The organism is Peterkaempfera bronchialis (assembly GCF_003258605.2).
Taxonomy (GTDB): domain Bacteria; phylum Actinomycetota; class Actinomycetes; order Streptomycetales; family Streptomycetaceae; genus Peterkaempfera; species Peterkaempfera bronchialis.
This window is the reverse complement of record NZ_CP031264.1, coordinates 2,578,858-2,591,089: the sequence shown is the minus strand read 5'-3', so window position 1 is coordinate 2,591,089 and position 12,232 is coordinate 2,578,858. Positions and strand designations below refer to the sequence as shown.

9 protein-coding genes are annotated in these 12,232 nt (G+C 73.3%); 8 read left to right on the top strand and 1 reads right to left on the bottom strand.

The genetic code is table 11. The features are described 5' to 3' along the window. Positions 1-65 precede the first annotated feature (65 nt). From C7M71_RS11270 to C7M71_RS11240, 7 genes are all read left to right on the top strand, one after another. Positions 66-1,406 (top strand): hemolysin family protein, encoded by a 1,341-nt coding sequence (locus tag C7M71_RS11270; protein ID WP_111492621.1) that lies wholly within the window; start codon positions 66-68, stop codon positions 1,404-1,406. A gap of 204 nt (positions 1,407-1,610) precedes the next feature. Continuing rightward, the gene (locus tag C7M71_RS11265) at positions 1,611-2,192 is read left to right on the top strand and encodes a DUF3558 family protein (protein ID WP_111492622.1); all 582 of its coding nucleotides are present in this window, start codon (positions 1,611-1,613) and stop codon (positions 2,190-2,192) included. A 191-nt stretch (positions 2,193-2,383) separates the two neighbouring features. Next, a complete protein-coding gene (locus C7M71_RS11260) occupies positions 2,384-4,474 on the top strand; it encodes a BTAD domain-containing putative transcriptional regulator (RefSeq protein WP_114914321.1) in 2,091 nt (696 codons plus the stop codon). A gap of 295 nt (positions 4,475-4,769) precedes the next feature. Beyond that, complete coding sequence (gene trpS, locus C7M71_RS11255) at positions 4,770-5,762, top strand: tryptophan--tRNA ligase (protein ID WP_111494125.1); 993 nt, start codon at positions 4,770-4,772, stop codon at positions 5,760-5,762. A gap of 6 nt (positions 5,763-5,768) precedes the next feature. Beyond that, complete coding sequence (locus tag C7M71_RS11250) at positions 5,769-6,329, top strand: 2'-5' RNA ligase family protein (RefSeq protein ID WP_111494127.1); 561 nt, start codon at positions 5,769-5,771, stop codon at positions 6,327-6,329. A 245-nt stretch (positions 6,330-6,574) separates the two neighbouring features. After that, complete coding sequence (locus C7M71_RS11245; protein WP_111494129.1) at positions 6,575-8,875, top strand: bifunctional glycosyltransferase/CDP-glycerol:glycerophosphate glycerophosphotransferase; 2,301 nt, start codon at positions 6,575-6,577, stop codon at positions 8,873-8,875. Between the two features lie 118 nt (positions 8,876-8,993). Then, positions 8,994-10,085, top strand: a complete 1,092-nt coding sequence (locus tag C7M71_RS11240) for a YihY/virulence factor BrkB family protein (protein ID WP_229758663.1) — start codon at positions 8,994-8,996, stop codon at positions 10,083-10,085. Between the two features lie 58 nt (positions 10,086-10,143). Here the strand turns inward: C7M71_RS11240 and C7M71_RS11235 are convergent, their stop codons facing one another. Beyond that, positions 10,144-11,709 (bottom strand): D-alanyl-D-alanine carboxypeptidase family protein, encoded by a 1,566-nt coding sequence (locus C7M71_RS11235; RefSeq protein WP_407675888.1) that lies wholly within the window; start codon positions 11,707-11,709, stop codon positions 10,144-10,146. A 145-nt stretch (positions 11,710-11,854) separates the two neighbouring features. Between C7M71_RS11235 and C7M71_RS11225 the strand changes: the two genes are divergently transcribed. After that, entirely contained in the window at positions 11,855-12,121 is a 267-nt protein-coding gene (locus tag C7M71_RS11225; protein WP_162824068.1) for an SCO4848 family membrane protein, read from the top strand. The last annotated feature ends 111 nt before the right edge of the window (positions 12,122-12,232 follow it).

Here is a 12,232-nt window from a genome sequence, read left to right as displayed (position 1 = left end):
AGCCGGGCAAGCCGGGCAAGCCGCAGCGTGTCCGGGCCGGGCCCGGGGGTTTCTAGACTCATGGCGTGAACGACACCCTCGGGGACGCCGCGCTCGTCCTGGTCTTCATCCTGATCGGCGGCCTCTTCAACGTGGCCGAGATCGCCCTCATCTCGCTGCGGGAGGGCCAGATCCGGGCGCTCGCGGAGCGGGGCACCAAGCGGGCCGGGAGGGCCGCGCACCTGGCCGGGGACCCCAACCGGTTCCTGGCGTCCGTGCAGGTCGGGGTGACCTGCATGGGGTTCCTGTCGGCGGCGTTCGGGGCGGAGACGCTGTCCCACAAGGTGGCCCCGCTCTTCCAGGACGCGGGACTCTCGCCGGGGATCGCCAACACCGTCGCCCTGGTGGTGCTCACCCTGGTGATCTCCTATGTCTCGCTGGTCCTCGGCGAACTCACCCCCAAGCGGATCGGCCTCCAGCGGGCCGAGCCGATCGCCCTGCTCGCCGCGCCCGCCGTGGACGTCATCTCGGTGGTGCTCCGCCCGGCGATCTGGCTGCTCTCCCGGTCCACCAACCTGATGGTGCGGGTGCTCGGCGGCGACCCCAAGGCGGGCCGGGACGCCATCAGCTCGGAGGAGCTGCGCGGCCTGGTGGCGTCCAGCACGGAGCTGGGCGTGGACGAGCGGGAGCTGATCGCCGAGGTGTTCGCGGCGGGGGAGCGGCAGCTGCGCGAGGTGATGGTGCCGCGTACCGAGGTGACGTTCCTGGACGCTGACCGGCCGCTGGACGAGGTCCGCGCCGAGGTGGGCCGCTATCCGCACTCCCGCTACCCGGTGGTGGAGGGCTCGTATGACGCGGTGGTGGGGTTCGTCCATGTCCGCGACCTGTACCGGCCGGACGACGGGGACGGGGAGCGGGCCCGTACGGTGCGCGACCTGGCCCGGCCGGTGAAGCTGCTGCCCGCGACCAAGCGGGTGCTGCCGTCCATGTCGGAGATGCGCCGCGAGGGGCACCACCTGGCGATGGTGGTGGACGAGTACGGCGGCACGGCGGGCATCGTCACCCTGGAGGACCTGGTGGAGGAGGTCGTTGGCGAGATCCGCGACGAGTACGACCAGGCCGCCACCGTCACGCTGCGCCTGGTGGGCGGCGGCATGGAGGTGGACGGGCTGCTCAACCTCGCCGACTTCGCCGAGGAGACCGGGGTGGAGCTTCCGGACGGCCCGTACGAGACCGTCGCCGGGTACCTGGTCGCCGCCCTGGGCCGACTCCCGGTGGTGGGCGACCAGGTGGTCACCGAGGACGGCTTCCGGCTCTCCGTGGCCGCTCTCGACGGCCGCCGGGTGGACCGCGTCCGGGTCACCACCGCCGCCGACACCACGGCGAACCCGGGCCGCCCGGGACCGGCCGGCGGAGCGCATCCGTAGCCCCCGTAGGACCTGCGGCGGTCCTGGCGGCGGGCCACCTGAAGGATTCCCGAACAGGGCGCCAACACCCGTGCCGATGATGGTCCATGACGGTGTCGCGGAGGGCGGTCGGGCAGGGGGACCGACGTCCTCCGCGATGCTCACGTCACCTCGTACCCCGCTGTGCGGGGCCCGGTGCAAGGCTGACAGGAGACGACCGTGCCGATGAGCCGTACCCGCATCCGCCCGCCGTCGCCGCTGCTGCCGCTGGCCGTACTGGTGCTGGCCGCGCTGGCCGGGTGCACCATCCAGGTGCCGTCCACCGGGGGCAAGCCCGCTGCGACGGCCCCGGAGTCGGTGGCCCCGAAGACGGCGGCCCCGGAGTCGGTGACCCCCGAGACGGCAGCCCCGGAGACAACGGCCCCCGAGTCGGCGGCTCCGGCGGAGGTGGACCCCTGCACGCTGGTCTCCCCGCAGGAGGCCCGGAAGCTGGCCGGTACGCCGCTGAACCCCGCGACCCGGGTCGCGGACACCTGCACCTACACCGCTCCCGTCGACGGGCCGACCGCCCAGCTGGAGATCTATGTCGGGGACGGAGCAAAGAAGTACCTCGACATCGACCGCTCACTCGAACACGCCTTCAGACCACTGCCCGGTGTCGCCGACGAGGCGTACGCCGAGGAGGACGCGGTCTTCCTGCGCAGGTCGGACCGGTGGGTCGCGATCCACCTGGTGCGCCTCAACGATCCGGCGGAGAACCGCGCACCCATGGAGGAGCTGGCCCGGAAGGTGGCCGACCGGATCTGATCGCGGCGGGCAGCAGGCCGACCCCGTAGCTCCGGAAAGTGAAGGGTGCCCGGCCCGGCCTTGGCCGCCGCGAGTATTCTGGCGCGGTGACCACCGGCGCTGGAGGGTCTGCGGACGCCGCCCGGGAGCCTGATCCCGGTACCGCCGCGCCACCGTGCCCGACCTGCCGGTGGGACGATGACGAACTGTCGGTGGAGTCGGCTCTGCGCGAGGGGCGGCACCTTGCGGCACTGCCAGCGGATGCGCCGCTCCCCGCAGCATCGGCCTGGCGGCTCGGCCGACTGCTGCACCAGCGAGGCGAGTTCGACGCCGCCGAGTCGCTCTACAGGCGCGCGGCCCTGCCCACCGGAGACGCCGGAGACACCGGAGACACCGGAGACGCCGAGCCGTGCTGGGGTGACCGGGCCCAGGTGCTGGCCGGCTGGTCGGCGTCGCGCTGGGCGCGGGGCGACGGGCCGCAGGCACGGCGACTCGCCGACGAGGCCGTACAGGCCGCAGAGCGCAGCCGTGACGACGCGGCGCTCGCGGCGGCCTACCTCGCCCAGGCGCTGGCCGCGTTCAGCGAGGGCGACCGGGCCGCCAATGCCTACGCCTACGCCCGGGCGTTCGCGGCGGCCGAGCGGGCGGGAGACATCGAGCTGCAACTGCGCATCCGCTCCAACACCGGGTCCCGCCTGGTCGAGGAGGGGCGCTGCCGTGAGGCCGTGGACGAACTCACCGAGGCGATCGGCCTCGGCGAGCCGGCCGCGCAGCGGACGCTGCTGGCGCTGGCCCTGCACAACCGCGCCGAGGCATGGCTGGGGCTGAGCGAGTTGGACGCCGCGCGCGGCGACGCCGACCGGGCGCTCACCCTGTGGCAGCAGGAGGGCTCTCCGCTGGCCGCCTTCGGGCTGCTGATGATCGCCCGGGTGCACCTCACCCGTGGCTCCCCCTGGCAGGCGGCGTCGGCCTATCGCGAGGCGCTGGCGATGGCCGAACCGGACGGCAACGCCCAGGTGGTGGCCCAGGCATGGGCGGGGCTGGCGCGGGCCTGCCACGCCGACGACCCGGCCGAGGCGGTGCACTGCGCCGACCGGGCGCTGGCCCTCCCCAGCGCCGCCGGACCGGTCACCGGGGAGCTGGCGGCCGGCTGGGTCGCGCTCTGCTCCGGCGACGCCGCCGCAGCCGCGCGGTACGCGGCGCGCGTCCGGTCGGAGGCCGGGCGCCGCCGTGACCCGGCGGGGCTGGCCGAGGCGATGGAGCTGGCGGCGCTCGCCGTGCACCTGGCCCCTCCGACAGGGGCGGCGGCGAGAGGGCCCGCCGCCCGCCGGGCCCCCGGGCTGGTGGAGGCGGCGGCGATCTGGGGCGACATCGGCAATGAGGTGGCGCTGGCCACCAATGCGCTGCTGCGGGCGCGCTGTGCGGGGGACCGGCTGGCCGAGGACGTCGCCTGGCAGCGGCTGCACCGGCTCGGGGTACGGGACGACGTATGGCATATCGCCGGTCCGCTGGCCGCGATCGGCCCGCCGCCGGTCCCCGAGGTCGCGGTGGAGACGCTGGGGCACTTCGCGGTACGGCTGGCCGGGACGCCGCTGCCCCCGGCCGACTGGCAGTCCCGGAAGGCGCGTGAGCTGGTCAAGGTACTGGCGGGCCGACTGGGCAGACCTGTCACCCGTACCGCGCTCGCCGCGCTGCTCTGGCCGCAGGTGCCGTCGGAGGTGGCCCATCGCCGCCTGTCGGTGCTGATCTCGACGGTGCGTGCGGTACTCGACCCGGCCCGGCGGCATCCGGCCGACCGCTTCCTGGTCACCGACCCCGCCACCGTACGGATCGACACCGACCATGTCGCGCTCGACACCGTACGGTTCCACGCGGCGGCACGCGCGGCCCTGGCCGCCGACGCAGCGGCGCAGCGGAGCCGGGACGCGGCGGCCGACGCCGATCCGGTGGGCCGGCTGGAGGTGGCCGCCGCCATGTACACCGGCGACTTCTGCGACGACGGCGAGCTCACCGGGGAGTGGAGCGAGCAGCCCCGCGCGGCCCTGGCCGAACTGCACCGTGACCTCGTCCGCACCCTCGCCAGGCGCTGCCTGCGGCTGGGCCGCCCGGACGCCGCCGCAGGCTGGTACCTGCGGCTGACCGGCCAGGACGGCTATGACGAGTCGGCGCACCTCGGGCTGGTCGCCGCCCTCTCGGCGGCCGGGCGGCACGGCGAAGCCCTCCGGCGCTACCGCGAGTACGTCGCGCGGATGGCCGAGATCGAGGTCCGGCCCGCCCCCTTCCCCACCCCACCGAACCTCTGACCCACGGGCGGCATGCTGAGGATGCAGTACCGGACCGAGCCCCCACCGCCCCCCTGACCGAGATCGCCCAGGGCATGACCCTGGAGTGGTGGCCCCCGGAGGACGCACTCGCGGCCCTCTGGGACGGGCAGCTGAAGCTGTCCGGCTCGGCCCTGGCCCTGCTGGCGTACACCACCCGCCGGGCCCGCTGACGGAGGCAGGCGTCCATCTGCGCAAATACGACGAGTCGGAACCTGGCGCAGAGCGGCCCCGCTTTGCTGAGAGAATGGGCGGCATGGTCACTGATCGCCCACGCGTGCTCTCCGGCATCCAGCCCACCTCCGGCTCGTTCCACCTGGGGAACTATCTGGGTGCGGTACGGCAGTGGGTGGCGCTTCAGGAGACCCATGACGCCTTCTACGCCGTGGTCGACCTGCATGCCATCACCGTGGAGCAGGACCCGGTGGCCCTCCGGGAGAACACCCGGGTGTCGGCCGCGCAGTTGCTCGGCGCCGGTCTGGACCCGGACCGCTGCACCCTGTTCGTCCAGTCGCACGTGCCCGAGCACGCGCAGCTGGCCTGGGTGATGAACTGCTTCACCGGCTTCGGTGAGGCGTCCCGGATGACCCAGTTCAAGGACAAGTCGGCCAAGCAGGGCGCCGACCGGACTACGGTGGGTCTCTTCACCTATCCGGTGCTGATGGTGGCGGACATCCTGCTGTACCAGGCGGACGCGGTTCCGGTGGGCGAGGACCAGCGGCAGCACCTGGAGATCACCCGGGACCTGGCGGAGCGGTTCAACACCCGCTTCGGGCAGACCTTCACGGTGCCGGAGCCGTACATCGTCAAGGAGACGGCGAAGATCTACGACCTCCAGGAGCCGTCGGTCAAGATGTCCAAGTCGGCGTCCTCGCCGAAGGGCATCATCAACCTCCTGGACGACGCCAGGACCAGCGCCAAGAAGCTGAAGAGCGCGGTGACCGACACCGACACGGTGATCCGGTACGACCAGGAGAAGAAGCCCGGCGTCTCCAATCTGCTCTCCATCTACTCGGCGATCACCGGCCGCTCCGTGCACGAGCTGGAGCAGCACTTCGAGGGCAAGATGTACGGCGCCCTGAAGACGGAGCTGGCCGACGCCTTCACCGAGTGGGTGACCCCCTTCCAGGAGCGGACCCGGGCCTATCTGGACGACCCGGCGGAGCTGGACCGGGTGCTGGCCCAGGGCGCCGAGAAGGCCCGCGCGACCGCGTCCCGGACGCTGGCCGCCGTCTACGAGCGTGTCGGCTTCCTCCCGGCGAAGCACTGACCCCGCATGGACACCGGACCCGAACCGGCTGAGGGTGACGACGCGGCACCGCCGAGCGTGGTCATCGGCGTGTCCATAGCCGTCCCGGACCCCTTCGGCAAGGAGATCCAGGACGCCCGGGACGGCTACGGCGACCCGCTGGCCCGCTCCATACCCACCCATGTGACGCTGCTGCCGCCGACCGAGGTCCCGGTCGCCGACCTGCCCGCCGTGCAGGACCACCTCCGCCGCGCCGCGGCGGTCCACCGGCCCTTCCGGATGCTGCTGCTGGGGAGCGGGACCTTCCGGCCGGTCTCCCCGGTGGTCTTCGTCCGCATCGAGGAGGGCATGCAGGAGTGCCGGGAGGTGGAGGCGTCGGTCCGGTCCGGACCGCTCGCGCGTGAGCTGGGCTTCCCGTTCCACCCCCATGTCACGGTGGCGCACAACCTCGCCGACCCGGTGCTGGACCGGGCGTACGAGGAGATGAAGGGCTTCCGGGCGGCCTTCGAGGTGCCCGGCTTCAGCCTCTACCGCTTCGGCACCGACGAGGTCTGGCGCCCCCTGCACGGCTACGCGTTCAGCGGCTAGGCGGGGCAGCGCCGGAGGGGCGCGGGCGGTTCGCGCCGTACGGGCACACCGGGTGTCCGTACGGTGTCCGCCGGGGGCACAGAAGGTCACGTTTCACCCTCCGATGGGCGTATCCGTTGCGCCGTTCGGTCGTTGAGGCAGGTGACGGACCGGCTGTCGGCCGGTCCGCCTGCCCGCCGGCGGAGGAAGGCTCCCGCGGCTCGGGCACCTGCGTAACCGTGCCCGTCGACCCGATGTGGATGCCCATGCCCCGGTTCAGCATCATCGTCCCCGCGTACAAGGTCCAGGCGTACCTGGGCCAGTGCATCGACTCGGTCCTCTCGCAGTCGTACGAGGACTTCGAGCTGATCGGTGTCGACGACCGCTCTCCGGACGGCTGCGGGCAGATCTTCGACGAGGCCGCCGCGCGCGACGACCGGGTCAGAGTGCTCCACCTGCCGGAGAACGTGGGGCTGGGCCGCGCCCGCAACGCCGGGCTGGAGGTCGCCACCGGCGACTACCTGCTCTTCCTGGACAGCGACGACACCCTCACCCCGGGCGCCCTGCGCGCCGTGGCCGACCGGCTGGAGGAGTGCGCCGAGCCGGAGATCCTGGTCTACGACTACGCGCGCTCCTACTGGAACCACAAGGTGCGGCGCAGCCGGGACGCCGAGCTGTTCTCCCGCCCCGGGCCGGAGGTCTTCTCGGTGGGCGAGCGCCCGGAGCTGCTCGGCCTGCTGATGGTGGTGTGGAACAAGGCGTACCGCCGGGACTTCGTGGAGCAGCAGGGCCTGCGCTTCCCGCCCGGCTACTACGAGGACACCCCCTGGACCTACCCGTCGATGCTCGCCGCCGAGCGGATCGCGCTGCTCGACCGGGTCTGCGTGCACTACCGGCAGCGGCGGCAGGGCAACATCCTCTCCACCAGCAGCCGCAAGCACTTCGACGTCTTCGACCAGTACGACCGGGTCTTCGCCTTCCTGGACTCCCGGCCCGACCTGGGTCACTGGCGGCCGGTGGTGTACGGCCGGATGCTGCACCATCTGCACACCGTGGTCAGCCGCCCCGACCGGGTGCCCGCCGACGCCCGGCGGGAGTACTTCCGGCGGGCCGCCCGGCACTGCCGCCGCCACCGCCCCGCCGGGTACCGGCCGGCGGTCGGGCCCGAGTCGGCCCGGCTGAGGCTGCTGGCCCGGGGCAGGCGGCGCAGCTACGCGGTGCTGCGGGCCCTGGAGTGGCTGCGCCGTGAGGCACCCGGGGCGGTGCGCCGGATGCGGCACGCCGTCGGGCGCCCGCTGCTCGGCGCGTACCAGCGGATCGCACAGCGGCTGCCGGTCCGCCGCGACCTGGCGGTCTTCGCCGCGTACTGGAACCGTGGGCCGTCCTGCAACCCGGCCGCCATCCACGCCAAGCTGCGTGAGCTGGCCCCGCACATCGAGACGGTCTGGGTGGTGGACCGGCGCCGCCGGGACGAGGTGCCGCCGGGCATCCCCTTCGTCCACCCCGGGTCGCGCCGCCACCGGGCGGCGATGGCCAGGGCGCGGTACTTCGTCAACAACGTCAACTTCCCGGACTCCACGGTGAAGCGGCCCGGTACGGTGCATCTCCAGACCCACCACGGCACCCCCGTGAAGTACATGGGGCTGGACCTCCAGGAGCACCCGGCGGCCCGGATGGACTTCGAACGGCTGCTGGAGCGGGTGGACCGCTGGGACTACAGCCTCAGCAGCAACCGCTTCTCCACCCTGGCCTGGGAGGGCGCGTACCCGGCGGGCTACACCACGCTGGAGTACGGCTATCCGCGCAATGACGTCTTCTACACGGCCACCGCCCAGGATGTGCTGGAGGCCCGCGCCGAACTGGGCATCCCGGAGGGCGCGGTGGCGCTGCTCTATGCCCCCACCCACCGCGACTACCGCTCCTCGTACCGGCCCCGGCTGGACCTCGCCCGGCTGATGCAGGCCCTAGGTCCTGGCCATGTGCTGCTCACCCGCATGCACTACTTCCACGACCGGCAGGACCAGACGCCGTCGCAGATCCCCGACGGGGCGGTGATCGACGTCTCCGGCCACCCCTCGGTGGAGCGGCTCTGTCTGGCCTCGGACGGGCTGATCACCGACTACTCCTCACTGATGTTCGACTATGCCAACCTGGACCGGCCGATCGTCGTCTACGCCGACGACTGGGAGGTCTACCGGGAGGCGCGCGGCGTCTACCTGGATGTGCTCTCCGGCCGTCCCGGCGAGACCCCGGGGGCGGTGGCCCGGGACGAGCAGGAGCTGATCTCGGTGCTGACCTCCGGCGCCTGGCGGGACGAGTCGGCGGCGGGGCTGCGTGCGGCCTTCCGGGAGCGGTTCTGCGAGTTCGACGACGGCCGGGCCGCCGAGCGGGTGGTGCGGCGGGTCTTCCTCGGCGAGACCGCGCCGCTGCCGCACCTCCCCTGGGCCGAGCGCAGGCCGGCGCCGGACCCGGTGACGGCGCTGACCCAGCGCGGCACGGTGCCCGCACCGGCGCAGGGTGCCGACCGGGACGGCCTCGACCGGCTGCGGGCGTTCAGCCCCAGCTGAGCGGGCGGCGCAGCAAAGGGCGGGCGGCGGGGCGAAGGGCGGGCGGCGGGGGCGAAGGCCGGGGCCGGGGCCGGAGCGGGCGGCGTGTGCCCGGCAGCCGGGCGGGTAGGTTGCGATCATGGACTTCCTGACCCGGCTGCCGCTGCTAGGTCCCCTGATCGCCTGGGTGATGCGCTCCCGGGCGTACCGCGTCTATGACCATATGAGCGCGGTGGGCGGCAACCGGCTCGCCGGGTCGGTGACCTTCTTCGGCTTTCTGGCGCTCTTCCCGCTGCTCACGCTGGCCCTCTCGGTGGCCGCCTCGACCCTCTCCGACGAGCGGGTCCGGGACGTCCGGCACTGGATCTCCCGGCAGGTGCCCGGGGTCGCCAACGCTCTCGACCTGAACGTCCTGGTGCGCAACGCGGGCACGGTCGGACTGGTCAGCGGTGTGGTGCTGCTGATCTCCGGCCTGGGGTGGGTGGACACCATGCGGGCCTCCATCCGCACCATCTGGCAGGTGGAGGAGGAGCCGGGCAATGTGATCCTGCGCAAGCTGCTGGACGTCGGGGTGCTGGTCGGCCTCGGCGTGGTCACCGCCGTCTCGCTGGGTGCCTCCGCCGCCTTCACCGCGCTCACCGGGCAGATCGCCGAGGCGCTGGGGCTGGAGCGCAGCGGTGCGGGGGCCTGGCTGCTGGGCCTGGCCACCTTTGTCATCGCGGTCGGCGCCGACATGATCCTCTTTGCCTATCTGCTGACCGCCTTCCCCCGGATCGCCGGTCAGCGGCGCCGCCCGGTGGTGCAGGGCGCACTGATCGGCGCGGTCGGCTTCGAGGCGCTGAAGGTGCTGCTCTCCTCGTACCTCAGCGGGGTGGCGGCCAAGTCGATGTACGGGGCGTTCGGGGTGCCGGTGGCGCTGCTGCTCTGGATCAACTTCGTCAGCAGGCTGCTGATGTTCTGCGCCTCCTGGACGGCGCTCGCCGATGAGGACGCAGCGCGCGACCGGGCCCGCAAGCGGGCGCTGAGCGCCTATCGCAAGGCGGGCGGCGAGGAGTTCGCGCCGGGGTACGCGCCCGCGCCGGCTTCCGCTGTCTCGCTCACCAAGCTGCCGCCCGCCCCCCGGGCGCCTTCGGCCGCCCCCTTCCCGCTGGCCGCCTCCTTTGCCGCCGGTGCGCTGGTGACCGGGTTGGTGCAGGCGGTCCGGGGCGCCGCCCGGCGCCGTACGGGCTGACCGCCCCGGAGGCCCGTACGGACGCCGACCCGGACACTCGGTCAGCGGCGGCGCCCGGTCAGCGCCGGCGGCCGATCGGCAGCCGCCGCCTGCGGCGCCCGCCGACGGCGGTGGAGCCGCCCCGCTCGCCGCCCGAGACGCCCGGTGCACCCGAGACGCCCGGTCCACCCGTGGTGCGGGAGGTACGGGAGGCGCCCAGCGCCGTCGAACCGGTCGTGCCGACCGTGCCCGCGGACGCCGCCGCAGCAGCCCAGGCCGAGCGCCGCCGGGAACGGGCCCGGCCCCGGGCCAGACCCCAGCCGCCGACCACCAGCACCGCGCCGATCCCGGCCGCGACCCAGCCCGAGGAGACGCCGTCGGTGCTGCCTGCCTGTACGGCCTCCGTGCCGTCGTCCGTGCCGTTGCCCTGACCGTCGTCCTTGCCCGTCCCCGGCCGGGCCTGCTGCCCGGTCTGCGACGGCGTGGGGGAGGCGTCCGTGCCCTCGCCGGAGCGCGGGGCGACCAGGCTGCCCACCGGGGTGACCTTCCCCAGTGCGGCGAAGCCCCAGTCCAGCAGCCTCCCGGTCTCCAGGTAGACCTGGTTGGGGTGCACCGGCTCGGGGTGCATCACGGTGACGATCAGGGTGTGGCCGTTCTTCTCGGCGGCGCCGGTGAAGGTGTTGCCCGCATTGCTGGTGAAACCGTTCTTCACGCCGATCAGCCCGGGATACGGGGTCATCCCCCAGGCTCCGGTGAGCAGCCGGTCGGTGTTCTGGATCTCGAAGGCGTCCCGCTTGCGGGTCTTCGCGTCCACATCCCCCGGGAACTTCGCGGTCTTGGTGGCGCAGTACGACCGGAAGTCCGCGTTGCGCAGCCCCTCCCGCGCGAAGAGCGTCAGGTCGTACGCCGAGGAGACCTGCCCCGGCTGGTCGTAGCCGTCCGGGCTCACCACATGGGTGTCGTCGGCCTGGAGGTCGTCCGCCTTGGCCTGCATCTCCCGGACGGTCGCGGCTATGCCGCCGTTCATATGGGAGAGCACATGGACCGCGTCATTGCCGGACCGCAGGAAGACACCGCGCCACAGGTCCTCGACCCGGTAGTCGAGGTGCTCCTTGATCCCGACCATGCTGCTGCCGTCGCCGATGTCGGCCAGCTCCTCCGGGGAGACCCGGTGCACCGCGCCCTTGGGGAACTTCGGCAGCACGGTGTCGGCGAAGAGCATCTTCAGGGTGGAGGCGGGGGGCAGCTCCCAGTGCGCGTTCCTGGCGGCCAGCACCTCGCCCGTGGTGGCGTCGCTGACCATCCAGGACTGCCCGGTGATCTCCTCGGGCAGCCGGGGCGCGTCGCCGCCGGACCGTACCTGGACGCCGGGCAGGCCGAGCAGTTCGCCGCCCACCGTGGACATCCGGTCCGGCGGTGCGGGGTGCTTGCTCGCCTTGCCGCTGGGCTTGCCGCTCGGCTTGGCGGCGGGAGCGGCGGGAGCTGCGGGCCGCGCGACGGCCGGGGCCGTACTGGAGAGCACGGCGGCGGAGGCGGCGGCAGCGGCCAGGCAGGCGGCGAGGGCCCGGCTGCGGGGTGCGGGCGCAGGGCCCGTGCATATGCCGTGGGGGCCCTGAGAGCCCGCGAGGTGGTCGGCGCTGGTCACCCGGTGACCGTACCCGCCGTCGCACCGAGGTCGTCAACCAGAGCCCGAGCGTCCCCCGTTCGCCGCAGCGGACCTGCGTGTCGGGCGCAGGGCACAACCGCCCATACTGGACAGTGCCATCTGCCGCACGCCGAGGACGTGACCGATGAAGCTCAGCCGCCGCACCTCCTGGTTCCTGGCCGCCTTCGGCGTCTGGAGCTGGATCATCTGGACGACCTTTGTGAAGAACCTCTGGAAGGACTCCGGAGGTCAGGCGTTCACCGGCGGCGACCACGGGCAGCCCACCGCCTTCTTCTGGATCCACCTCGCACTGGCCGTCACCTCCTTTGTGCTCGGCACGTTGGTAGGACTGGTAGGACTGCGCGGCCTGCGGGGCTCCCGCCGGCAGAAGCTGCCGGGCCTGCCGCGTTGACCGGTCAGCGGCCGACGCCACCGGAGGGGTAGCCGTCAGCGGTGGCCCTCCGGGGGCAGCCGATCGGCGGGCCGGGTATGTCGCCGAGGTGGAGACCCACCTGCCGCCCAC

Excerpts from the sequence above, each read along its gene's own strand:
- C7M71_RS11265 (WP_111492622.1), top strand. The coding sequence starts at position 1,611 with ATGAGCCGTACCCGCATCCGCCCGCCGTCGCCGCTGCTGCCGCTGGCC.
- C7M71_RS11250 (WP_111494127.1), top strand. The coding sequence starts at position 5,769 with ATGGACACCGGACCCGAACCGGCTGAGGGTGACGACGCGGCACCGCCG.
- C7M71_RS11245 (WP_111494129.1), top strand. The coding sequence starts at position 6,575 with ATGCCCCGGTTCAGCATCATCGTCCCCGCGTACAAGGTCCAGGCGTAC.
- C7M71_RS11240 (WP_229758663.1), top strand. The coding sequence starts at position 8,994 with ATGGACTTCCTGACCCGGCTGCCGCTGCTAGGTCCCCTGATCGCCTGG.
- C7M71_RS11225 (WP_162824068.1), top strand. The coding sequence starts at position 11,855 with ATGAAGCTCAGCCGCCGCACCTCCTGGTTCCTGGCCGCCTTCGGCGTC.